This is a genomic window from Brevundimonas sp. UBA5936 (assembly GCA_002430835.1).
GTDB lineage: Bacteria > Pseudomonadota > Alphaproteobacteria > Caulobacterales > Caulobacteraceae > Brevundimonas.
This window is the reverse complement of sequence record DJDA01000110.1, coordinates 1-23,154: the sequence shown is the minus strand read 5'-3', so window position 1 is coordinate 23,154 and position 23,154 is coordinate 1. Positions and strand designations below refer to the sequence as shown.

Genomic DNA, 23,154 nt, shown 5'->3' with positions numbered 1-23,154 from the left:
GCTCAAAGGGTCGGCGGCGGCCCTTTCGGACCGCCGCCTCGCCAGAGGGTTCATCAGCACTTCGCGTTGGCGGTCAGGCCGCAGGTCCAACCCTGCCACCAGGTGTCCGAAGCATTCTTCACGGCGCCGATGTAGTCGGTGTCGGTGAAGGCGGCGTGGACGCTCGAGGCGTTGACCGGGGTCACGGCGGTTTCATTGGCGCCGTTGATGAAGGTCAGNNGCGGCGCCGCTGGCGCGGTAGGAGATGCCGCAGGACATGAAGACCGAGTTGAACACCGGGTTCACGCTGGCCGTGTCGGCGTCGGCGATGTCCAGGCAACCGGCCAGCGAACCGGCGGCGCTGGTGAAGACCGAGTTGACCACGGTCGCCTTCGTGCCCGTGTCGAAGTGGGCGACGGTGTGGGCGTCGGTCGGCGAGTTGCGGCCCACCATCGTCCAGTTGGCGATCTTGGGTTGCGAGTTGTAGCGCTGGGCCAGCGGCGTCGAGGCCGGAGCCGCCGAGAACTCGAAACCGGCCGAGCGGCTGGTCGCGTTCGGGGCGCGCTGGGTCACGATGCCGAACTGGGCGCCGCCGCGCCAGCCCGTGTCGGTGTCGAAGGCGTCGTCGTCGGCGCCGTTGATGACGATGCGCTTCAGGTTGACGTTGCCGCCGAAGATTTCGATGCCGTCGTCCGACGAGTTGTAGGACTGGACGTATTCGATGGTCGTGCCCGCGCCGACGCCGGCCAGGGTCAGGGCCTGCAGTTCGTTGCCGGTCGAGATTTCAAAACCCGAGTAACGGATCTGGACGTAGCGCAGACGGCCCGAGTTGTCGTTGACGTTGCCGCCGCCGTAGAAGGCGTTGGTGCCTTCCACCTGGCCGGTGCAGGTGACAGGCGCGGTCAGTTGGCAGTTGGCCTGGGGCGCGCGACCGGCGATGACGATGCCGCCCCACTGACCGTGCGAGTTCTCGGTCGTCGCGCCTTCGACATTCTGGCGGCTGGTGAAGACGATCGGCTGCGAGGCCGTGCCTTCGGCGTAGATCTGCGAGCCGCGGTTGACCAGCAGGTAGTCGCCGCCGCCCGAGGCGAAGATGGTCACGCCCGCTTCCACCGTCAGAATGCCCTGCGTGCCGGTGTTGGCCGAGGCGTCGACGCCGCCGTCCGTGCCGACGGCCGTGCGGCCCGAGATGGAATAGATGGTGCCGGCGCGCAGCGGCACGGTCAGCGCGCCGTTGATCTGTTGCGGCAGCTGGCAATTGCGCAGCGTGCCGTTGGCCATGGTGCCGACGTTGGCGAAGCCGGTCGGGCAGTCAGCCGCGGCCTGGCCGTTGCCGCCATTGCCGTTCCCATTGCCGTTGCCGTTCCCGTTGCCATTGCCGAAGTCGCCTTCGCCGGGCGAGGCCACCTCGGCCGATCCGCCGCAGGCCGCCAGGGCGAGCGCGCTGGCCGCCACGGCGAGCATGGTCTTGAAGCTGCTGTTCATCGTCATCCACCGGTCTGGTCAAAAGATGCGACAGTGGGCGGCCTATCCGTCACGGATGGCCCTGCTTCCCTCCTGCCTCGGCGGCATGGATAGCGGCTGCTGTTTCCGAAGCTTGCGCGCTTCAGTGACGGATCGGCTTAGGTTTCTTGCCGTTTTGTCGCCGCTTGAGTGACAAAATGTCCGGTGACGGAGATAGGCGCCCCATGCCTCCGCGCCTCAAAGCCGCGCCTTGAGTTCCGCGTGACGCTTGTATCCAGGGCGCGTCTGGCGCAACACAGCGCGCCGGTCTTCCCGCCGGTCCCGACACACAAGAAGACGAGACACCGAATGGGCGGCTGGAACGTGCGTAAGCGCATCACTGTCAACGCGCAGGAACGCAGCCTGGCTCGCAGCCTCAGCTGGCCGCACCTGATGGCCATGGGCGTGGGCGCCATCGTCGGCACCGGCATCCTGACCCTGATCGGCATCGGCGCGGACAAGGCCGGCCCGGCCGTTCTGCTGTCCTTCCTGATCGCGGGCTTCGTCTGCGCCTGCGCCGCCCTGGCCTATGCCGAGATGGCATCGACCATCCCCGCCTCAGGCAGCGCCTATACCTACAACTACGTCGTCATCGGCGAGGTCGTCGCCTGGATCATCGGCTGGAGCCTGATCCTGGAGTACAGCCTCGTGGTCAGCGCCGTGGCGGTCAGCTGGTCCGGCTATGCCGCGCCCCTGCTGCACGACTGGCTGGGCCTGCCCATGGCCCTGATGCAGGGCCCGCACGCGGGCGGCGTGGCCAACGTCCCGGCCCTGTTCATCATCCTGGTCATCGCCGGAATGCTGATCATCGGCACCCGCAAGAGCGCCACGCTGAACCTGGCCCTGGTGGTCGTGAAGCTGTCGGCCCTGGTGCTGTTCGTCTGGTTCGCCCTGCCCCACTTCAACGGCGCCAATCTGGAGCCGTTCAGCCCCTACGGCTTCGGCCGCACCATGGGCGAGGACGGGGTCGAGCGCGGCATCATGGCCGCCGCCGCCATCATCTTCTCGGCCTTCTACGGTTTCGACGCCATCGCCACGGCGGCCGAGGAGACCCGTAATCCCAAGCGCGACCTGGCCATCGGCATCGTCGGCTCCATGCTGGTCTGCGCCGCCATCTACACCGTCATCGCCACGGCCGCCCTGGGCGCCGCGCCCTTCACCCTGTTCGCCAACAGCCCCGAGCCGCTGGCCCTGATCCTGCGCGAGATCGGCCAGCCCGGCGCCGCCCACTTCTTGGCCGTCACGGCGGTGCTGACGCTGCCGACCGTCATCCTGGCCTTCTTCTACGGCCAGAGCCGCATCTTCTTCGTCATGGCGCGCGACGGCCTGCTCCCGCGCGGCCTGTCGCAACTGTCGGCCAAGGGCGCGCCCCTGCGCATCACCGCCTTCACCGTCGCCGTCGTCGGCACCATCGCCCTGTTCTTCCCCCTGGGCGAGATCGTCGCCCTGGCCAACGCCGGGACGCTGGTGGCCTTCAGCTCCGTGGCGCTGTGCATGCTGATCCTGCGTCGTCGCTCGCCGGAACTGCCGCGCGGCTTCCGCACGCCGCTGGCCTGGATCATCGGCCCGATCGCCATCGCGGGCTGCCTGTATCTGCTGGCCAGCCTGCCGCAGAAGACGCAGCTGTGGTTCCTGATCTGGAACGTGATCGGCGTCGGCGCCTATCTGCTCTACGGCCGTCGCTTCAGCGTCGCCCGCCGCGAGGCCAAAGAAGCCGAACAGGCCGCCGCCGACTGATCCCTATAGAGGGGGCGCTGCGACCGGCGCCCCTTCTAATCCGCAACCGGCCCAGGCGGCCCCCGGCGACGACTGCTATCCAAACGCCTCGTCCCGATGGCCGGATGGCGGAGCGGTTACGCGGCGGAGTGCATATCCGTCCAGCCTGGTTCGATTCCAGGTCCGGCCTCCATCGGGACGCCCTGCCTTTCAGGAGCCGTCCTATGCATCGTCTCGCGCCCCCGATCGACGCCGTGGAATGGCTGAACACGCCCGAGCCCGTGCGCCTGGAAGACCTGCGCGGCAAGGTCGTCTGCATCGCCTTCCTGCAGCGCCTCTGCCCCGGCTGCTCCCACTACGCCCTGCCCCAGGCCCGGCGCGTGGCCGAGACCTTCACCTCCGGCGAGGTCGCCGTCCTGGGCGTCCACAGCGTGTTCGAGCATCACGACCAGCAGTCCGACCGCGCGGGCCTGACCAAATGGCTGGCCGAGCACGGCTGCCGTTTCCCGGTCGCCGTCGACGCGCCCTCGGCCGATACGACGGCGCCGCGCACCATGACCGCCTTCAATCTCCAGGGTACGCCCAGTCTGGTGCTGGTCGACCGGCTGGGCCGGATGCGGATGCGCCGTTTCGGCCCCGTCTCGGACATGATGCTGGGCGCCGAGATCATGGCCCTGCTGCTGGAGCCCGCAACCGCCGCGTGAAAAGACGCCCGCGCCTGCTTGCCCCAGCGTCAAACGCTCATTTTATTGAGCACTCAGAACACAAAATCAGTGACTTAGGCCAAAACCATAAAGGGCTTGGCGCCTGATCCGTTATCGTGCCCACTATCCTGGACGGCGAACCAGAGGGGGATCGCCTTCACAGTGAGCCTAACGACATGGTCGCGCCCTTCCCCACGGATAAGGTCTTCATAGGCGGCGTCTGGCGTCCCGCAGGCGGCGACGCGACCCTGCCGATCGAGAACCCGTCGACGGGCGAGATCATGGACGCTCTGGCCGCCGGGACCGCCGCCGACGTGGACGCCGCCGTCCGCGCCGCGCGCTCTGCCTTCGACGGAGACTGGGGCCGCATGACGGCGGTCGAGCGCGGCCGCATCCTGGCCCGCATGGGACGCGAGGTCGAAGCCCGCATCGACCTACTGGCCGAGCTTGAGGCGCTGGACGTCGGCAAGCCCCTGAAGCAGGCCCGCAACGACGTGATCGCCCTGGCCCGCTACCTCGAATTCTATGCGGGCGCGGCCGACAAGCTGCACGGCGAGACCATTCCCTTTCAGGACGGCTACACCGTCTACACCCTGCGCGAGCCGCACGGGGTGACGGGGCACATCATCCCCTGGAACTATCCGATGCAGATCATCGGCCGCTCGGTCGTGGCGGCCCTGTGCGTCGGCAACGCCGTGGTGCTGAAGCCCGCCGAGCAAGCCTCTCTGACCGCCCTCGCCTTCGCCCATGTGGCCGCCGATTGCGGCCTGCCCGCAGGCGTCTTGAACGTCGTGACCGGCACAGGGGCCGAAGCGGGCGCCGCGCTGGCCGCCCATCCAGGGATCAACCACCTGTCCTTCACCGGCTCGACCGGAGTGGGCGTCGCCATCCAACAGGCGGCGGCGCTGAACGCCGTGCCGGTGACGCTGGAGTTGGGCGGCAAGTCGCCGCAAGTCGTGTTCGACGACGCCGATCTGGACAAGGCCCTGCCCTTCCTCGTCAATGCGGGCGTTCAGAACGCAGGCCAGACCTGCTCGGCCGGATCGCGCGTGCTGGTCCAGCGCGGCGTCTATGACGAGGTCGTACGCCGCATGAGCGAACGCTTCGCCGCCCTGACCGTCGGCCCCGCCATGGACGACCGCGACGTCGGCCCGCTGGTGTCGAAGAAGCAGCAGGCCATGGTCGAAGGCTTCATCGACAAGGGCCACGCCGACGGCCTGATCGTGGCTCAGGCGACGCTGAGCGACCTGCCGCCCGGCGGCGCCTATGTCGCGCCCACCCTGTTCGCCAATGTCGCGCCCGATCATCCGCTGGCGCAGCAGGAAATCTTCGGCCCCGCCGTCGTCGTCATCCCGTTCGAGACGGAAGACGAGGCGGTCGCCATCGCCAACGGCACCGATTACGGCCTGGTCGCAGGCGTCTGGACCGCCGACGGCGGGCGACAGATGCGGCTGGCGAAACGGCTGCGGGCCGGACAGGTCTTCATCAACAACTACGGCGCGGCGGGCGGGGTCGAACTGCCCTTCGGCGGCGTCAGCAGGTCGGGCCACGGTCGCGAGAAGGGGTTCGAGGCGCTCTACGCCTTCACAGCCCTCAAGACCGTCGCGGCCCATCACGGATAAGGAGTAGCGTCTTGGGGGAGAACAGATCGAAGCGGCTGGAGGGCAAGCGAGCGATCGTCACGGGCGGAGCCTCCGGCTTCGGCGCCGGAATCGCGCGCCGCTTCGCCGAGGAAGGCGCCCGCGTCATCGTCGCCGACCTGAACGGCGACGCCGCCCGCTCCCTGGCCGCGGAACTGGGCGACGCCGATCTGGGCGTAAAGGTGGACGTATCCAGCGCCGCCGACGTGGCCGCCCTAGCCGAAACCGCTGAGCGCCTGCTGGGCGGCGTGGATATCGTGGTCAACAACGCGGGCGTCGGCCACACACCCCAGCCGCTGGACGAACTGTCGGACGAAGCCTTCGACCGCATCGCCGCCGTCAACATGCGCTCCATCTATCTGATGTCGAAGGCCTTCGTTCCGGCGATGAAGGCGCAAGGGTCGGGCGCCATTCTGAACATCGCTTCGACCGGCGGGGTCAGCCCTCGGCCGAACCTGACCTGGTACAACGCCTCCAAGGGCTGGGTCATCACGGCGACGCGGGCCATGGCGGTCGAACTGGCGCCCTTCCAGGTGCGGGTGAACGCGCTGAACCCGGTGGCGGGCGACACCCCCCTGCTGAAGACCTTCATGGGCGCCGACACCCCCGAGGTGCGGGCCAAGTTCCTGGCCTCCATCCCCATCGGCCGCTTCTCGACGCCCGAGGACATGGGCGCGGCCGCCGCCTTCCTGTGTTCGGACGACGCCTCGATGATCACGGGCGTGGCGCTGGAGGTCGACGGTGGCCGCTGCATCTGACCGCGTGTTCAAGCTTCTGGTCCTGCCCGGCGACGGCATCGGGCCGGAGATCATCCGCGAGACCCTGCGCGTTGTCGACTGGGCCCGGAACGCCGGGCTGCGGATTGAGCTGAGCGAGGGATTGGCGGGCGGCGCCAGCATCGACATCGTCGGCGCGCCCATCGCCGAGGACGTGGTGCAGCAGGCGTTGGCGTCCGACGCCGTCCTGTTCGGCGCCGTCGGCGGGCCGAAGTGGGACCACCTGCCCCGCGCCCAGCGCCCCGAGATGGGCATCCTGCGCCTGCGTCAGGCGCTGGACCTCTACGCCAACCTGCGCCCCGCCGTCTGTTTCGACGAGCTTCTGGACGCCTCGGCGCTCAAGCCCGACCTGATCCGGGGCCTCGATATTCTGATCGTGCGCGAGGCCACCGCAGGCGTCTATTTCAGCCTGCCCCGCGCCAATGAGGTCGGCCCCGACGGCCAGCGCCGCGCCTATGACACCCAGGCCTATACCGAAGCGGAAATCGCCCGCGTCTGCCGCACGGCCTTTGAACTGGCCCGCACCCGCCAGCGCCGCGTCTGCTCGGTGGACAAGGCCAATGTCATGGAGACCGGCGCCCTGTGGCGGGCCGTGGCGACCGAGGTCGCCGCCGACTATCCCGACGTGGAGTTGTCGCACATGTACGCCGACAACTGCGCCATGCAGTTGGTCCGGCGCCCGGACCAGTTCGACGTCATCGTCACCGACAACCTGTTCGGCGACATCCTGTCCGACGCGGCGGCGGCCCTGACCGGCTCGCTGGGCCTGCTGCCCTCCGCCTCCCTGTCCGGCCTGGATCAAGGCGGCGACAGCCGGGGCCTGTATGAGCCGATCCACGGCTCGGCGCCCGACATCTCGGGACAGGGCGTCGCCAATCCGATCGCGACCATCCTGTCCTTCGCCCTGTGCCTGCGCTGGTCGTTCGACCGCGCCGATCTGGCCGATGCGCTGGAGCGCGCCGTGCGACAGGTCGTTTCCAGCGGCGTCCGCACGCCCGACATCGCGGAAGCCGGCGTCGCCCCCGTATCCACCCTTCAGATGACCGACGCGGTTCTGGCCGCGCTGGCCGCCCAGTTCGCGTGAGGATCGACCGATGAGCGCCCCCAACTTGCAGACCGTCATGGACCTGATCGACGGCCGCACCGACGAACTGGTCGCCCTGACGCAGGATCTGATCCGCTTCCCCACCATCAACCCGCCGGGCGAGGCTTATCGCCCCTGCGCCGAGTACATCGGCGAGCGGCTGAAGAAGCGCGGCTTCACCGTCGAATATGTGCGCGGCGAAGGCTCGCCGGGTGACAGCGACCAATACCCGCGCACCAACGTCATCGCCCGCTGGACCGGCTCTGAACCGGGGCCTTGCGTCCACTTCAACAGCCATATCGACGTGGTCGAGGTCGGCGCGGGCTGGACCGTCGATCCCTTCGGCGGCGAGGTGAAGGACGGCAAAGTCTACGGCCGGGGCGCCTGCGACATGAAGGGCGGGCTGGCCGCCTCCATCATCGCCGTCGAGGCCCTGATCGATTCCGGCCTGCCCCTGCCCGGCGCGCTGGAGATTTCCGGCACGGTGGACGAAGAATCGGGCGGCTATGGCGGCGTCGCCTATCTGGCCGAGCGCGGCTGGTTCTCGGAGCCGCGCGTCAACCACGTCATCATTCCCGAGCCGCTGAACGTGGACCGGGTCTGCATCGGCCACCGCGGCGTCTGGTGGGCCGAGATCGAGACCAAGGGCCGCATCGCCCACGGCTCCATGCCCTTCCTGGGCGACTCGGCCATCCGCCACATGGGCGCGGTGATGGAAGAGTTCGAGAGCAAGCTCTACCCCGCCATGGCCGCCCGCCATTCCGACATGCCTGTGGTGCCCGAGGGCGCGCGCCAGTCGACGATGAACATCAACTCCATCCACGGCGGACAGGCCGAGGGCTTCGACGGCCTGCCCGCGCCCTGCGTCGCCGATTCCAGCCGCATGGTCATCGACCGCCGCTTCCTGATCGAGGAGACGCTGGAAGATGTGAAGGGCGAGGTGAAGGCCATCCTCGATGGACTGGCGGCCCAGCGCCACGGCTTCCGCTATGAGATGCGCGACCTGTTCCAGGTGGCGCCCAGCATGGCCGACCGCGACGGCCCCGTCGCCAGCACGACCGCCGCCGCCATCGAAAAAGTGCTGGGCAAGAAGGCCCAGTTCGTCTGCTCGCCCGGCACCTATGACCAGAAGCACATCGACCGCATCGGCAAGCTGAAAGACTGTATCGCCTATGGTCCCGGCGTGCTGGATCTGGCGCACCAGCCGGACGAATGGGTTGGCATCGACGACATGACCAACTCGGCCAAGGTCATGGCCAGAGCGGCCTATGACCTGCTGACCCGCAAACGGAGCTGACAGGGTGGCGCGCGGCGATATGGAAGAAGAGAACATCATCGGCCCGCGCCTGCGCGCCCTTCGCGATCGTCTCGGCCTGTCGCAGCGCGCGCTGGCGCGCAAGGCGGGCGTGCCGTCCAGCACCGTCAGCCTGGTCGAGAGCGGCCGCACCAGCCCCTCGGTCGGCTCGCTGAAACGGCTGCTGGACGCGGCGGGCATATCGCTGGGCGACTTCTTCAGCTCCGAGTTCGAGACCCCGACCAAATACTTCTATCGCCATGACGAACTAACCGACATTTCGCGCGGCGAAGTCTCCTATCGCCAGCTGGGCTCCAGTCAGGATTCCAGCCTGCAGATCCTGTACGAGACCTATCAACCCGGCTCGGACAGCGGCCGGGTCATGCTGTCCCACGAAGGCGAGGAAGGCGGCATGATCATCTCGGGCCGTCTGGAAGTCACCGTCGACGGCCAGTCGCGGGTGCTGAAGGCGGGCGAAGGCTATCTGTTCCCCAGCGTCCTGCCGCACCGCTTCCGCAACATCGGCGACGCCCCCTGCGTGGTCATCAGCGCCTGCACGCCCCCCACCTTCTGACGGCGCCGTTGCGATTGATCAGTATTCCGATCATTGGAATATTTTTTCCTTAATCGACAGATACATAAGCCCATCAAGAAACAGCCTTGCTCAATCTTGCCGTCAGGCGGCTACTAACCCTCAAGGGAAGAGGGTTTTTCGTCGTCGATTATCGCAACCGCACACACGTGTTGCATTGCACAAAGCACCGACAACGGAGATAGTTCAGCGACCGGGCAGTCCCGGCCGCGACGGTTGAACGCGGCTATAGACCGCGACGGCCTCATGGGGAGGAAGACGATGAATCGTCTGTTGGTCAGCGTTTCCGCCGGGGCCTTGCTCGCCCTGTCCGCCACCTCCGTCGCCGCGCAGCGCGCGTCCGACGAGCCGACCGCCACCACGGTCGACGAGGTCATCGTCACCGCCCAGCGCCGCGAACAAGCGGCGCAGGACGTCGGCATCGCCCTCAGCGTCCTCAGCGGCGAAAGCCTGACGCAGCAGGGCGTCACCAACGTCAACCAACTTCAGAACGCTACGCCCAATCTGGAGGTCGAACCGGCCTTCGGCGGCGGCGCGGCCCAGTTCCGGATGCGCGGCGTCGGCTTTCAGGACTACGCCTCCAACAACTCGCCCACCGTCGGCGTCTATGTGAACGAAGTCGCCTATCCGGTCCCGGTCATGACGCAGGGACTGATCTTCGACATCGACCGGGTCGAGGTGCTGCGCGGGCCGCAGGGCACCCTGTACGGCCGCAACACCACCGGCGGCGCCATCAGCTTCGTCACCAAGCGCCCGACCGAGGAACTGTCCGCCGGCCTGATGACCGAATGGGGCAGCCACGACCTGTTCCGGGGCGAGGGCTATGTCTCAGGCCCGCTGGCCGACACCCTGCGCGGCCGTCTGGCCGTCTCGACCGAACAGGGCGGCGCCTGGCAGCGGAACCGCGACACGGGCGAAAGCCTGGGCGACGCTGATCGCACCGGCGCCCGCGCCCTGCTGGAATGGACGCCCAATGAGACCTTCACGGCCCTGCTCGACGTCCACGGCGGCGTCGACAAATCGGAAAATCAGGGCCTGTATCTGATCAGCGACCTGCACACCGGCGCGATCAACCGCCCCAGCTACGTCATCCCCGCCGATAAGGACCGCTCCAAGACCGGCTGGGGCCTGTCTCAACGCTTCGCCGACGCCATCGGTCGTGATGTGAACGCCAAGCCGGGCCGGGACAACTCATCCTGGGGCGCCTCGCTGAACGCCAATCTGGCGCTGAAAGGCATGAGCCTGTCCAGCATCACCAGCTATGAAACCCTGGAGCGCAGCGAATACGGCGACTGGGATTCCAGCCCCTCGGTCGAGGCTGACACCTTCTTCGGCAGCGACGTGAATGTGCTGTCGCAGGAACTGCGCCTGGCCTCGGACAACGACAGTCCCCTGACCTGGGTGGCCGGTTTCTACTATTCGAAACAGGATCTCAACGAGCGTTATTTCTCGGACTTCATCGACATCTACAACACCTACGCCCAGGTCACCTACGACCAGAAGGTCGAGTCCTGGAGCCTGTTCGGTCAGGCCGAATACGCCTTCGCCGAGCGGTGGAAAGCCATTCTGGGTCTGCGCTACGAGGAGGAAACCCGCGAGCTGGAAGGCTTCGGCTCGGCCTTCGGCGGCGCCACCGCCCTGCCCCCGACCAGCGTCGACACCAAGATGACCCCGCTGACCGGCAAGGCGGCGCTGGAGTTCAAGCCCGCCGACAACGTCCTGCTCTACGGTTCGGCCAGCCGGGGCGCCAAATCGGGCGGCTTCACCACCTACAACACCGGCGACAGCAGCGGCATCGAACCCTTCGATCCGGAAATCCTGTGGGCCTATGAACTGGGCTTCAAGGCCGATCCGTCGCGCGCGGTCCAGATCAACGGCGCGGCTTATTACTACGACTACAACGGCCAGCAGGTGCTGTCGGCCGTCTGCGGCGCCAACGGCCCGGTCGGCCGCTTCACCAACGCCGATTCCAAGATCTACGGCGCAGAGCTCGAAGGCGTCTTCCGCCCTACAGCCGGTCTGCGGATCAGCCAGAACCTCAGCTACAAGAAGGGCGAATACACCGACTTCATCGACCTGGACATCGGCGCCTGCCAACGAACGCCGCGCGCCACCGTCTACATCGACAAGTCGGGCGAAAAGATCCCCTTCCCCGCGTGGTCCTACGGCGGATCGGTCAGCTACGACTGGGCCGTCAGCGGCTTCGCCGTCACCGCCGAGGCCAACTACAGCTACCGCGACGAATACCCATCCTGGCTAGGCGCCAAATATGATGTCGAGGCCTATTGGCTAGCCAACGCCAGCATCACCGTGGGGCCGGAAGACGCCGACTGGTCCGTCGCCTTCTGGGCCCGCAACCTGTTCGACGAAGAGTACGATCTGACGCGCAACTTCTTCACCAGCGCGGACATCGCCCAACCCGGTCGTCCCCGCACGATCGGCGCGCGACTGACGCTTCGTTACTGACCGTTCGATCCGCTCAGAAAACCGAGCACGGCGACATAATACGCATACTTATCAATACGCTAATCTCCACAACTAACAGTCTTCCCTTTCGCTGCGGTTCGGCCGCTACTGGCGAAAGACAGAGGATGACCGCATGACCGCTGCAAATGTCGGCAAGGCCGCCAACGACCTTGATCCCTTCTGGATGCCGTTCACGGCGAACCGCGCCTTCAAGGCGCAGCCCCGCCTGTTCGCCTCGGCCAAGGACATGCACTACTTCACGCCGGACGGCCGGGCGGTGCTGGACGGCACCGCCGGCCTGTGGTGCGTCAACGCCGGTCATGCCCGCCAGCCGATCGTCGAGGCGATCCAGCGCCAGGCCGAGATTCTGGACTACGCCCCGACCTTCCAGCTGGGCCACCCGCTGGCGTTCGAGCTGGCGTCGCGTCTGGGCATGCTGCTGCCCGGCGACCTGGACCATGTCTTCTTCACAGGATCCGGATCCGAGGCGGTCGACACCGCCCTGAAGATCGCCCTCGCCTATCAGTCAGCCAGGGGGTTCGAGAACCGCACCCGTCTGATCGGCCGCCAGAAGGGCTATCACGGGGTCGGCTTCGGCGGCATTTCCGTCGGCGGGCTGGAGAACAACAGGCGCGGCTTCCCCACCCTGCCCGGCGTCGACCACCTGTCGCACACGCTGAACCTGGACGAGGCCGCCTTCACGCGGGGCCAGCCGGTCTGGGGCCTGCATCTGGCCGATGAGCTGGAGGCTCTGATCGAGACCCACGGCGCTGAAACCATCGCCGCCGTCATCGTCGAGCCCATGTCCGGCTCGGCCGGGGTGATCGTGCCGCCGCTCGGTTATCTGGAGCGCCTGCGCGAGATCACGGCGCAACACGGCATCCTGCTGATCTTCGATGAGGTCATCACCGGCTTTGGCCGTCTGGGCGCCCTGACGGCGGCCGAGGCGCTGGGCGTCACGCCCGACCTGATGACCTGCGCCAAGGGGCTGACCAACGGCGCCGTGCCGATGGGGGCCGTCGGCGTCAGCAGCGCCGTCTATCAGGCGGTGGTCGAGGGCGCGGCGGGACCGGGCATCGAGTTCTTCCACGGCTACACCTATTCCGGCCACCCGCTGGCGGCGGCGGCGGGCCTGGCCACGCTGGACGTCTATGAGAGCGAAGGCCTGTTCCAGCGCGCGACCGAACTGACGCCTTACTGGCAGGACGCCGTCCACAGTATGAGGGGCCTCTCCCACGTCATCGACATCCGCGACCTGGGCCTGGTCGCAGGGATCGAGCTGGAACCCCGCCCCGGCGCGCCCGGCGCCCGCGCCACGGAAGTCTTCCACCGCGCCTTCGATGACGGAATCCTAGTACGAGTGACAGCAGATGTCATCGCGCTGTCGCCTCCTTTGATTATCAGCCGCGCCCAGATCGACGAGTTGATCGATCGCCTTTCCAGCATCATCAAAACCACACCTTAGAATACCATCGGTATTGAGGGGGACGATATGAACAAGTACATCTTGGCGTCTTCTGTCAGTTTACTGACAATCGCCGCCTTCTCCAGCGCCAACGCTCAGAGCGACACCAGGTCGGGGGACCAGGCCACGCGCGTCGACGAGATCATCGTCACCGCCCAGCGCCGCGAACAGGCCAGCCAGGACGTAGGCGTCTCGCTCAGCGTCATCGGCGGCGAACAGCTGGATGAAAAGGGCATCTCGGTCGTCAACGACCTGGAAAACGCCGTGCCCAACATGGAGGTCGACAGCCAGTTCGGCGGCGGCCAGCCCCAGTTCCGCATTCGCGGCATCGGCGCGCGCGAATACTCCTCGAACAACGCCTCGACCGTCGGCATCTACGTCGACGAAGTGGCCCACCCCTATACGGTGACGACGCAAGGCGCCCTGTTCGACATCGCCCGCATGGAAGTCCTGCGCGGCCCGCAGGGCACCCTGTACGGCCGCAACACCACCGGCGGCGCCGTCAACATCATCACCAACGCCCCGACCGCCGACTTCCGCGCCGGCTTCAACGCCGAGTACGGCACGTTCGACCGCTACAAGGTCGAGGGCTATGTCTCGGGCCAGATCGCGCCCAACCTGCTGGGCCGCCTGGCCGCCGTCACCGAACAGGGCGGCGCCTGGCAATACCACCGCGACACCGGTGAAAAGCTGGGCGATCTGAACAAGACCGCCGTGCGCGGCCGCCTGACCTGGGACGCCAGCGAGGACGTCACGGTCGATCTGGCCGCCACCTATTCGGTCGACAAGTCGGACGGGCGCGGCTTCCGCCTGCTGGGCCCCTACACCGTCTCGGGCGGCGCCGTGACCTATCCCAAGGACACCGCCTGGCGCATCACCGGCTGGGGCATCTCGCCGCAAATGGCCGCCGTGGCCGGGGTCGGCCTGAACGCCAAGCCGTTCCGCGACAACGACGGCTTCGACGTCAGCGCTCGCATCAAGGCCGACCTGGGCTGGGCCGATCTGACCTCGATCACCGCCTACCAGACCTTCTCGCGCAGCGAGTTCAATGACTGGGACAGCACCCGCTTCAACGAGTCGAACGTCTTCTTCTACAACGACATCGACGTCTTCGCTCAGGAACTGCGCCTGAGCTCCAACGGCGACGGGCCGCTCAGTTGGATGATCGGCGCCCACTATGCGGACGAGAGCATCGACGGCGGCTTCTACACCAACTTCCGGGGCAACCCGAACCTGATCAACACCGCCTATGGCCAGTCGGTGTCGGCCTTCGGCGTCTTCACCCACAACTCCTATCAGGTGAACGAGCGCCTGAACCTGATCGCCGGCCTGCGCTGGGAGACGGAAGAGCGGACCCTGGACAGCGGCGGCACGTCCGTCGCGCCAAACCCGCCGCCGCCGACCACCAGCTACGACACCGACCTGAACGAGGTCTCAGGCCGCCTGGGTCTGGAATACAAGCTGACGGACGACGCCCTGTTCTACGCCAGCGTGGCGCGCGGGGTGAAGTCGGGCGGTTTCACCACCTACAACGCCACCTCGGCGACCCCGTTCAAGCCGGAAATCGTCATCGCCTATGAGACCGGGATCAAGTCGGACCTGTTCGACCGCCGCCTGCGTCTGAACGGCGCCCTGTTCTACTACGACTACAAGGATCAGCAGGTTCAGGGCCTGGAGTACGACCGTTTGACCGGCCGCCTGGGCAAGATCACCAATGTGCCCAAGTCGCATATCTGGGGCGGCGAGATCGAGCTGACCTGGGTGCCGATCGACGGCCTGACCATCAGCCAGAACATCGGCTACAAGACCGGCGAGTATGATGAATACAACGCCATCGACGGCGCCAAGACCGACGCCGCCAACCCGCCGGACGGCCCCTGGGACATCATCATCACCAACGACCGCTCGGGCGAGCGCCTGTCCTTCCCCAAGATGAACTATGGCGGCTCGGTCGCCTATGACTGGGAGATGGCCGGGTGGGAGCTGCGCGCCGAGACCAACTACAACTATCGGGACGAGCTGTATTCGGTCAGCTCGTCGTCGATCATCGACGCCTACTGGCTGTGGAACGCCAACTTCAGCGTCGCCCCGACCGGCGCCAACTGGCGCGTGGGCCTGTGGGGCCGAAACCTCTTCAACACCTACTACGAAGAGACCCGCAACGGCTTCAACGGCTCGGCCCGCCCGACCACCTCGCCCAGCCAGGGCCGCACCTACGGCGTGCGCCTGTCGATGGACTTCTAAGTCTTCCTCCCGAGTGAGGCGGAGCGGTTTCGGCTGCTCCGCCTCCGCCTTCTCCTGATGGTATGATGGCTTATTCCGCTTCCCGTCTCGATCGCCGCGCCCTGTTGACGGGTCTGGTCGTCGCGCCCGCCGTGCTGAGTTTCGGCCGGGCGCAGGCGGGCGGCGCCTATCTGTTTCCGTTGGGGGTCGCCAGCGGCGATCCAGCCCCCGACGGCTTCGTCATCTGGACCCGGCTGGCGGCTGATCCGCTGGCCGCCGACGGCCTGGGCGGGCTCGACGCCGCCATTCCCGTGCGCTGGGAAGTCGCCGCCGACGACCAGTTCCGCCGCATCGTCGCCTCCGGCAGCGTGACCGCCTCCCCCGACGCCGCGCACAGCCTGCACGTCGAGGTCGCGGGCCTGACGCCGGGTCGTCCCTACTGGTATCGCTTCACCGCCCAGGGCCAGCAGAGCCCGACCGGCCGCGCCCTGACCACCCCCGTCCCGAACGCCCACGCCGACCGGCTGCGCCTCGCCGTCGCCTCCTGTTCGCACTGGGAGCGCGGCTATTTCAGCGCCTATGGCCACATGGCCGACGAACAGCCGGACCTGACCCTGTTCCTGGGCGACTACATCTATGAATACAGCCTGGGGCCGGACCGCGCCGACCAGGTGGTGCGTCCCTATAATCTGGAAGAGGCGACGTCGCTGGCGGGCTATCGCAACCGCTACGCCCTGCACCGCACCGATGCGAACCTGCAGCGCCTGCACGCCGTCGCCCCCTGCATCGCCGTCTGGGACGACCATGAGGTTCAGGACGACTATTCCGGCGTCTGGTCCAAGATTTCGGGCGTTGCGCCCAATGACTTCCTGCAACGCCGCGCCGCCGCCTATCAGGCCTTCTATGAGGCCATGCCGATCCGTCGCACGCGCCTGAGCGCCAGCCTCCAGATGCCGATCTATCGCCGCGTCCGCTACGGCCAGCTGGCCGAGTTCTTCATGCTGGACGGCCGCCAATACCGCTCGAAACAGCCGTGCAGCGCCGGCGACAACGGCGGCAAGGGCCAGATCGTCACCGATGCGACCTGCACCGATCGGCTGGACCCGTCGCGCACCTTCCTCGGCTTCGAGCAGGAGCGCTGGCTCTATGACGGCCTGGCCCGCGCCGATGCACGCTGGAACATCCTGGGCCAGAATCTGGTGATGGCGGGCCTGCGCCTGGCGCGCAGCCCGGCCGAGGAAAACCGCTACTGGACCGACACCTGGGACGGCTTCCCCGCCGCGCGCGACCGTCTGACCGGCGCCCTGTCGGAGCTGAAGCCGTCCAACCCCGTGGTCCTCAGCGGCGACTACCACTCCTTCTGGACCAATGACGTGAAACTGGACAGCCGCGACCCGTCGTCGGCCACCGTGGCGACCGAGTTCGTCGGCACCTCCATCACCTCGACCGGCCCCAGCTATGAGGGCCTGATGGCCGTCATGCCCAATAATCCGCAGGTGAAGTTCTTCGACAGCCGCCCGCGCGGCTATATGTCGATCGACGTGCGCCCCGATCGCATGGATACGCGCTATCAGGTCATCAGCGACGTGCGCGATCCGAAGGCCAGCCTGTCGACCCTGAAATCCTGGACCGTTGAATCGGGCCGCCCCGGCGCCGTCGCCGCATGATCCCTTCTACCCGGAGTTTTCCCATGACCACCTCGCGCCGCTCTTCTTCCCTCATCGTGATGAGCCTGGCTCTCGCGCTCGGCGGAGCGTTGAGCGGCTGCGCCGGGGCCGTGTCGACGCAGACGGCGGCGGCGGCGCCCGCGACCTTCTGGGAAGGCTTCCGCGATCATCCGCACGGCTATCTGACCGCCGAGAACACGCCCAACGCCGCCAACTTCCTGCCGCCTCCGCCTGCCGAAGGCTCCCTGCGCGAACAGGCCGACATCGCCGCCTATCGCGCCATGCGGTCGCTGGAAGGCTCCGAGCGCTGGGCCATCGCCCGCGCCGACAATGAGATCGAAACGCCCGGCGCCCCGCGCGCCTTCGACTGCGCGCTGGGCTTCAAGTTCGAACCCGAGAAGATGCCGACCCTAACCCTGCTGATGGGCAAGATGCTGGGCGATCTGGAGATGATCCAGACCCCGGCCAAGAAGGGCTATTTCCGCAAACGCCCCTTCGTGGTCGAGCCCCTGCCGACCTGCATCGCGCCCGAGACCTGGCTGGCGGCCAGCGGCTCCTATCCGTCGGGTCACTCGGCGCTCGGCTGGGCCTGGGGCCTGGTGCTGGCCGAACTGGCGCCCGACCGCGCCGACGCCATCCTGCGGCGTGGCCTGGCCTATGGCGAAAGCCGCGCGGTGTGCGGCGTCCACTACCCCAGCGACGTCGAGGCGGGCCGCATCGTCGGCGCCACCATCGTCACCCGGCTGAAAGCCGACCCGGCGTTCCAGGCGGACTTCGCCCGCGCCAAGGAAGAGTTCGACGCCGCCCGTGCCGCCGCGACGGAGGCGACCGCCGCCTGCCCCGCCTCCCTGTCGCGCCAGCCGTGGTGAGGCGCCATTCCGATGGCGTGACGCCGAATTCATGACGTAGGCTGACGAAGATCGGCCACGTCACACGAGGGGAGATCGAGACACAGTGACCAGGACAGGGGCGAACACGCACGGATCGCAGCGACCGCAGCAGGGGCTGGCGGCATGGCTTCTGCTCGCCCCCATGCTGCTGCTGACCCTGGCGCTGACCTTCGCCCTGCCCGCCGTCGCCCAAGCGCCCGCCGCCCGCGACCGTCTGGTTCTGGGCCTGCCGCTGGAGCCCCCCAACCTCGATCCGACCTCGGGCGCGGCGGCGGCGGTGGATGAAGTCGTCTACGCCAACGTCTTCGAGGGCCTGACCCGGCTGACGCAAAACGGCGCCGTCGCCCCGTCGCTGGCTCAGTCGTGGGAGGCGGCGCCCGACGGCCTGACCTGGACCTTCCACCTGCGGCGCGGCGTGACGTTTTCGGATGGCGCGCCGTTCAATGCCGCCGTCGCCAAATTCTCTCTCGACCGCATCACCGCCAAAGACTCGACCAACGCCCAGAAGGCCCTGTTCGAGCCGATCCGCAACGTCGAGGTCGTCGACCCGGCCACCCTGCGCATCCAACTGTCCCGGCCGATGGCGACACTGCCCTATGTCCTGGCCTGGGGCGACGCGGTGATGGTGTCGCCGAACAGCGCCGCGACCAACGCCGTCACGCCGGTCGGCACTGGCCCGTTCAAACTGCAAGGCTGGCAGCGCGGCAGCCAGCTGACCCTGATCCGCCGCGACGGCTACTGGGGCACGCCGCCGCGCCTGAACACCGTCGTCTTCCGCTTCATCAGCGATCCGACCGCCGCCTTCGCCGCCGTCAGCGCAGGCGACGTGGACGCCTTCCCCAACTATCCCGCGCCCGAGAACGTGGCCCAGTTCCAGCGTGACCCGCGCTTCCGCGTCGTCGTCGGCGCCTCGGAAGGCAAGGTCATTCTGGGCATCAACAACACCAAAGCGCCGTTCAACGACGTGCGGGTACGCCGCGCCCTGTCATACGCCATCGACCGCAACGCCCTGATCCAGGGGGCCATGTTCGGTTTCGGCCAGCCGATCGGCAGCCATTATTCGCGTCAGGCGCCGGGCTATGTCGACCTGACCGGCCTCTATCCCCACGATCCCGCCAAGGCGCGCGCCCTGTTGGCCGAGGCGGGCTATCCCAACGGCATCGACGTGACGCTTCGCCTGCCGCCCCGCCCCTACGCCCGGCGCAGCGGCGAGGTGCTGATCTCGCAACTGGCCGAAGCAGGCATCCGCGCCAAGATCGAGAATCTGGAGTGGGCCCAGTGGCTGGACCAGGTGTTCAAACGCCGCCAGTTCGACCTGACCATCGTCGAGCACGTCGAGCCGATGGACTACGACATCTACGGCCGCAAGGACTACTATTTCGGCTACGACAGCCCGGCCTTCGACGCCCTGCTAGCGCAGGTCAACGCCGCCCCGGACGAGCCGACGCGCAACCGCCTGCTGGGCGACCTGCAACGCAGCATCGCAGACGACGCGGTCAACGGCTTCCTGTTCCAGTCCTCGCGCATCGGCGTGTGGAAGGCGGAGGTCAACGGCCTGTGGATCAACGGCCCTATCGCCGCCAATGACGTGACCGGCGCCTACTGGACCGGCGCGGGCGCAGCCGGGGCGGCGAGCGCCGAACGCGCGGGCGGCGCCCTGCCCTGGGGCTGGATCAGCCTGATCGCGGGCGCGGCCCTGCTGGCCTTCGTCGCCTGGCGCTTCGGCGCAGCCTGGCTGCTGAAGAAGCTGGGCGGCCACGCCCTGACGCTCTTGGCCGCGACCATCGTCATCTTCCTGCTGCTGCAGGTCGTGCCGGGCGACCCGGCCAGCTATATGATGGGGCTGAACGCCAGCCCGGAAAGCATCGCCGCCCTGCGCCAGCAGATGGGTCTCGAAGGCTCCGGCCTTGAGCGTTATTTCGCCTGGCTCGGCGACCTGCTGACCGGCCAGTTCGGGACCAGCTACACCTATCAGGTGCCGGTCGGCGGTCTGATCGCCGAACGTCTGGCCGTGTCCGCGCCTCTGGCCCTGATGGCCACCGTCCTGTCGCTGATCGTCGCCCTGCCCATCGGCGTCACCGCAGCCAGCCGTCGGGGAACCGCAGTGGACACCGGGCTGATCGGCGTCACGCAGGTCGGCGTCGCCCTGCCCAACTTCTGGATCGCCATGCTGCTGATCCTGTTGTTCTCGGTGAACCTCGGCTGGTTCTCGGCGGGCGGCTTCCCCGGCTGGAGCGCCGGATTCTGGCCCGCCTTCAAGGCCCTGATCCTGCCCGCCGTGGCCCTCGCCGCGCCCCAAGCCGCCATTCTGGCCCGCGTCCTGCGCACCGCTCTGCTGGACACCATGAACGAGGACTATGTCCGCACCGCTCGCGCCAAGGGTTTGTCGGTCAATCAGGCCCTGTGGCGACACGCGCTCAGGAACGCCTGGATCCCGGTCCTGACTATCCTCGGCCTTCAGTTTCCCTTCCTCTTGGCAGGCGGCATCATCATCGAGAACGTCTTCTCCCTGCCCGGCCTCGGTCGACTGGTCTTCCAGGCCATCACCCAGCGCGACCTGATCGTGGTGCAAAGCGTGGTCGTGGTGCTGGTCTTCGCCGTGGTTCTGGTCAGCTTCCTGATCGACCTCGCCTATCTGTTCGCTGATCCGCGCCTGAGGGGACGCCGCGCATGACCGACGCCCCTGCCATCCCCGCCGCCAGGCCCCGCGTGCGCTGGCCCCTGTCCCTGATCGTCGGCGCCACGCTGACCGTCGTGGTGCTGGCGACCGCCCTGCTGGCCCTCGTCTGGACGCCCTATGACGTCGAGGCTGTGGACATCGCCGCCAAGCTGACCGCCCCTTCGGCCGCCCACTGGATGGGCACCGACCACTTCGGCCGCGACGTGCTGTCGATGATCATGGCGGGAGCGCAGAACTCTCTCGTCGTGGCCTTCGTCGCCGTCGGCATCGGCGTCGGCGTCGGCACGCCTCTGGGCCTGACCGCAGCGGCGCGCGGCGGCTGGATCGACGAACTGGTCATGCGCGGCAACGACCTGATCTTCGCCTTCCCCGCCCTGCTGCTGGCGGTGATGATCACCGCCGTCATGGGGCCGGGCGCGATCAACGCCGTCATCGCCATCGGCGTCTTCAACATCCCCGTCTTCACCCGCGTCGCCCGCGGCGCGGCGCAGGGGCTGTGGACCCGCGAATACGTCCTGGCCGCCCGCACGGCGGGCAAGTCGAAGGCCCTGATCTCGGTCCAGCACGTCCTGCCCAATCTGATGAGCCTGCTGGTCGTACAGGCCGCCATCCAGTTCGCCGTCGGCATCGTGGCCGAGGCCGGCCTGTCCTATGTCGGCCTGGGCGCCCAGCCGCCCGCGCCCAGCTGGGGCCGGATGCTGGCCGAGGCCCAGACCATGATCGGTTTCGCGCCGTGGCTGGCCATCATGCCGGGGCTGGCCATCTTCGTGACCGTGCTGGGCCTCAGCCTGACCGGCGACGGCCTGCGCGACCTGTTCGACCCGCGCGTGCGGCGGGAGCGTTGAGCATGACCGTCCTCGACATCCGCGACCTCAGCCTGTCGATCGGCGCTACCCCGATCCTGAAGAACGTGTCGCTGTCCGTGGCCCCCGGCGAAATCCTCGGCCTTGTCGGCGAAAGCGGCTCGGGCAAGTCCATGACCTCGCTGGCCGTGCTGGGCCTGACGCCGCCGCACGCGACCCTGACCGGCGAAATCCGCCTGAACGGCCAGCTCGTCTCGAATGCCCCCGACGCCGTGATGCAAAAGGTGCGCGGTCGCGACGTGGGCATCATCTTCCAGGAGCCGATGACGGCCCTGAACCCGGTCATGACCATCGGCGATCAGGTCGCCGAGACGGTGCGCCTGCACAAGAAAACCTCGCGCAAGGAGGCCCTCGCCGTCGCGCGTTCCGTGCTGGATCGCGTCGGCCTGCCCGCCGAACGCTTCCCTCTGACCCGCTATCCGCACGAGCTGTCAGGCGGCCAGAGACAGCGCGTGGCCATCGCCATCGCCATCGCCCTGACGCCCAAGCTGCTGATCGCGGATGAGGCGACGACGGCGCTGGACGTGACCACGCAGGCGCAGGTGCTGGACCTGCTGAAGCGGCTGGTGCGCGAGGACGGCATGGGGCTGATCCTCATCACCCACGACCTCGCCGTCGTGGCCGAAACCGCCGACCGGCTGGCGGTGATGAAGGACGGCGAACTGGTCGAGGAAGCGCCCGTCGACCGCATCCGCACCGGCATGACCCACCCCTATTCCCAGCGCCTGCTGGCCAACGCCACCCACGCCCCGACGCGCCGCAGCCGCCCGCAGGCCGACGCCGCCCCCGTGCTTCAGGTCGAGAATATCGTGCGCGAATACGGCGGCGCGCCCGTCCTGTTCGGCAAGTCGAAAGCCTTCCGCGCCGTCGATCAGGTCAGCCTGTCGATCCGGCCCGGCGAAAGCGTCGGTCTGGTCGGCGAAAGCGGCTGCGGCAAGTCCACCCTGCTGCGCGCCATCCTCGCGCTCGAAACGCCGCAGGGCGGCCGCGTCCGGGTCAAGGGCCGCGACATCACCGCCGCGCGCGGCGCCGCGCTGAAGGCCATCCGCCGCGACATTCAGGTGGTGTTCCAGGACCCCTACGGCAGCTTCGATCCGCGCTGGAAAGTCAGCGATCTGGTGGCCGAGAACTTCCACCTTTTGGACGTCAAACCCACCCCCGCCGAGGCCCGCCGCCGCGTCGATGAAATGCTGGAGCGCGTGGGCCTGAACAGCGCCGCCGCCGACCGCTATCCGCACGAGTTCTCGGGCGGCCAGCGCCAGCGCATCGCCATCGCCCGCGCCCTGATCACCGAGCCCTCGGTCATCTGTCTGGACGAGGCGGTGTCGGCCCTGGACGTCTCGGTCCGGGCGCAGGTGCTGGACCTGCTGGCCGACCTGTCGGACCGGCTGGGGCTGTCCTACCTCTTCGTCACCCACGACCTCAGCGTGGTGCGCACGGTGACGGATCGTCTGCTGGTCATGCAGGCCGGAAAGATCGTCGAACAGGGCGCGACCGCCGCCGTCTTCGCCGCGCCGTCGCACCCCTATACGCAGAAACTTCTGGCGGCGACGCCGGATCTGGTCCGCAATAAAGCTCTGGAAAAGGAAACCGCCGGATGAACCGCAGAACC

Annotated in this window: 16 protein-coding genes and 1 tRNA gene; 16 read left to right on the top strand and 1 reads right to left on the bottom strand. The window is 67.7% G+C overall.

The window, feature by feature from the left end; genetic code table 11:
* Positions 1-53: 53 nt before the first annotated feature.
* A complete protein-coding gene (locus B2Y21_RS10235; protein WP_292059484.1) occupies positions 54-185 on the bottom strand; it encodes a hypothetical protein in 132 nt (43 codons plus the stop codon).
* 1,606 nt (positions 186-1,791) lie between these two features.
* Here B2Y21_RS10235 and B2Y21_RS10230 point away from each other — a divergent pair.
* The 16 genes from B2Y21_RS10230 (at position 1,792) to B2Y21_RS10155 (ending at position 23,143) form a co-directional block, all read left to right on the top strand.
* Positions 1,792-3,219, top strand: a complete 1,428-nt coding sequence (locus tag B2Y21_RS10230; protein ID WP_292059482.1) for an amino acid permease — start codon at positions 1,792-1,794, stop codon at positions 3,217-3,219.
* Positions 3,220-3,317: 98 nt separating this feature from the next.
* A tRNA-Cys gene (locus B2Y21_RS10225) sits at positions 3,318-3,391 on the top strand.
* A gap of 31 nt (positions 3,392-3,422) precedes the next feature.
* Positions 3,423-3,902, top strand: a complete 480-nt coding sequence (locus B2Y21_RS10220; RefSeq protein WP_046652009.1) for a redoxin family protein — start codon at positions 3,423-3,425, stop codon at positions 3,900-3,902.
* Between the two features lie 176 nt (positions 3,903-4,078).
* Complete coding sequence (locus B2Y21_RS10215; RefSeq protein WP_292059480.1) at positions 4,079-5,524, top strand: aldehyde dehydrogenase family protein; 1,446 nt, start codon at positions 4,079-4,081, stop codon at positions 5,522-5,524.
* Positions 5,525-5,535: 11 nt separating this feature from the next.
* Positions 5,536-6,300: a glucose 1-dehydrogenase gene (locus B2Y21_RS10210; protein ID WP_292059478.1), complete on the top strand. Its 765-nt coding sequence runs from the start codon at positions 5,536-5,538 to the stop codon at positions 6,298-6,300.
* Positions 6,301-6,304: 4 nt separating this feature from the next.
* Positions 6,305-7,402 (top strand): 3-isopropylmalate dehydrogenase, encoded by a 1,098-nt coding sequence (gene leuB / locus B2Y21_RS10205; RefSeq protein ID WP_292059504.1) that lies wholly within the window; start codon positions 6,305-6,307, stop codon positions 7,400-7,402.
* Between the two features lie 10 nt (positions 7,403-7,412).
* Positions 7,413-8,699: an acetylornithine deacetylase/succinyl-diaminopimelate desuccinylase family protein gene (locus B2Y21_RS10200; protein WP_292059476.1), complete on the top strand. Its 1,287-nt coding sequence runs from the start codon at positions 7,413-7,415 to the stop codon at positions 8,697-8,699.
* 4 nt (positions 8,700-8,703) lie between these two features.
* Positions 8,704-9,270, top strand: coding sequence for a cupin domain-containing protein (locus B2Y21_RS10195; RefSeq protein WP_125900103.1), 567 nt, complete (start codon positions 8,704-8,706; stop codon positions 9,268-9,270).
* A 279-nt stretch (positions 9,271-9,549) separates the two neighbouring features.
* Positions 9,550-11,754 (top strand): TonB-dependent receptor, encoded by a 2,205-nt coding sequence (locus B2Y21_RS10190; protein WP_292059473.1) that lies wholly within the window; start codon positions 9,550-9,552, stop codon positions 11,752-11,754.
* 133 nt (positions 11,755-11,887) lie between these two features.
* On the top strand, positions 11,888-13,219 hold the full coding sequence (locus B2Y21_RS10185) for an aspartate aminotransferase family protein (protein ID WP_292059471.1): 1,332 nt from the start codon (positions 11,888-11,890) through the stop codon (positions 13,217-13,219).
* A gap of 27 nt (positions 13,220-13,246) precedes the next feature.
* Positions 13,247-15,463: a TonB-dependent receptor gene (locus B2Y21_RS10180; protein WP_292059470.1), complete on the top strand. Its 2,217-nt coding sequence runs from the start codon at positions 13,247-13,249 to the stop codon at positions 15,461-15,463.
* Between the two features lie 65 nt (positions 15,464-15,528).
* Complete coding sequence (locus B2Y21_RS10175) at positions 15,529-17,109, top strand: alkaline phosphatase D family protein (protein WP_292059468.1); 1,581 nt, start codon at positions 15,529-15,531, stop codon at positions 17,107-17,109.
* Positions 17,110-17,132: 23 nt separating this feature from the next.
* Complete coding sequence (locus B2Y21_RS10170) at positions 17,133-17,978, top strand: acid phosphatase (RefSeq protein WP_292059466.1); 846 nt, start codon at positions 17,133-17,135, stop codon at positions 17,976-17,978.
* A 163-nt stretch (positions 17,979-18,141) separates the two neighbouring features.
* On the top strand, positions 18,142-20,673 hold the full coding sequence (locus B2Y21_RS10165; protein ID WP_292059464.1) for an ABC transporter substrate-binding protein: 2,532 nt from the start codon (positions 18,142-18,144) through the stop codon (positions 20,671-20,673).
* Positions 20,670-21,524, top strand: coding sequence for an ABC transporter permease (locus B2Y21_RS10160; RefSeq protein WP_292059463.1), 855 nt, complete (start codon positions 20,670-20,672; stop codon positions 21,522-21,524). The genes B2Y21_RS10165 and B2Y21_RS10160 overlap by 4 nt, the downstream gene beginning before the upstream one ends.
* 2 nt (positions 21,525-21,526) lie before the next feature.
* Positions 21,527-23,143: an ABC transporter ATP-binding protein gene (locus B2Y21_RS10155; protein WP_292059462.1), complete on the top strand. Its 1,617-nt coding sequence runs from the start codon at positions 21,527-21,529 to the stop codon at positions 23,141-23,143.
* Positions 23,144-23,154 lie beyond the last annotated feature (11 nt).

What these genes read in the sequence shown, in the direction of transcription:
- B2Y21_RS10230 (WP_292059482.1), top strand. Translation starts at nt 1,792, where the DNA reads ATGGGCGGCTGGAACGTGCGTAAGCGCATCACTGTCAACGCGCAGGAA.
- B2Y21_RS10220 (WP_046652009.1), top strand. Translation starts at nt 3,423, where the DNA reads ATGCATCGTCTCGCGCCCCCGATCGACGCCGTGGAATGGCTGAACACG.
- B2Y21_RS10215 (WP_292059480.1), top strand. Translation starts at nt 4,079, where the DNA reads ATGGTCGCGCCCTTCCCCACGGATAAGGTCTTCATAGGCGGCGTCTGG.
- B2Y21_RS10200 (WP_292059476.1), top strand. Translation starts at nt 7,413, where the DNA reads ATGAGCGCCCCCAACTTGCAGACCGTCATGGACCTGATCGACGGCCGC.
- B2Y21_RS10190 (WP_292059473.1), top strand. Translation starts at nt 9,550, where the DNA reads ATGAATCGTCTGTTGGTCAGCGTTTCCGCCGGGGCCTTGCTCGCCCTG.
- B2Y21_RS10185 (WP_292059471.1), top strand. Translation starts at nt 11,888, where the DNA reads ATGACCGCTGCAAATGTCGGCAAGGCCGCCAACGACCTTGATCCCTTC.
- B2Y21_RS10180 (WP_292059470.1), top strand. Translation starts at nt 13,247, where the DNA reads ATGAACAAGTACATCTTGGCGTCTTCTGTCAGTTTACTGACAATCGCC.
- B2Y21_RS10175 (WP_292059468.1), top strand. Translation starts at nt 15,529, where the DNA reads ATGGCTTATTCCGCTTCCCGTCTCGATCGCCGCGCCCTGTTGACGGGT.
- B2Y21_RS10170 (WP_292059466.1), top strand. Translation starts at nt 17,133, where the DNA reads ATGACCACCTCGCGCCGCTCTTCTTCCCTCATCGTGATGAGCCTGGCT.
- B2Y21_RS10165 (WP_292059464.1), top strand. Translation starts at nt 18,142, where the DNA reads ATGCTGCTGCTGACCCTGGCGCTGACCTTCGCCCTGCCCGCCGTCGCC.
- B2Y21_RS10160 (WP_292059463.1), top strand. Translation starts at nt 20,670, where the DNA reads ATGACCGACGCCCCTGCCATCCCCGCCGCCAGGCCCCGCGTGCGCTGG.
- B2Y21_RS10155 (WP_292059462.1), top strand. Translation starts at nt 21,527, where the DNA reads ATGACCGTCCTCGACATCCGCGACCTCAGCCTGTCGATCGGCGCTACC.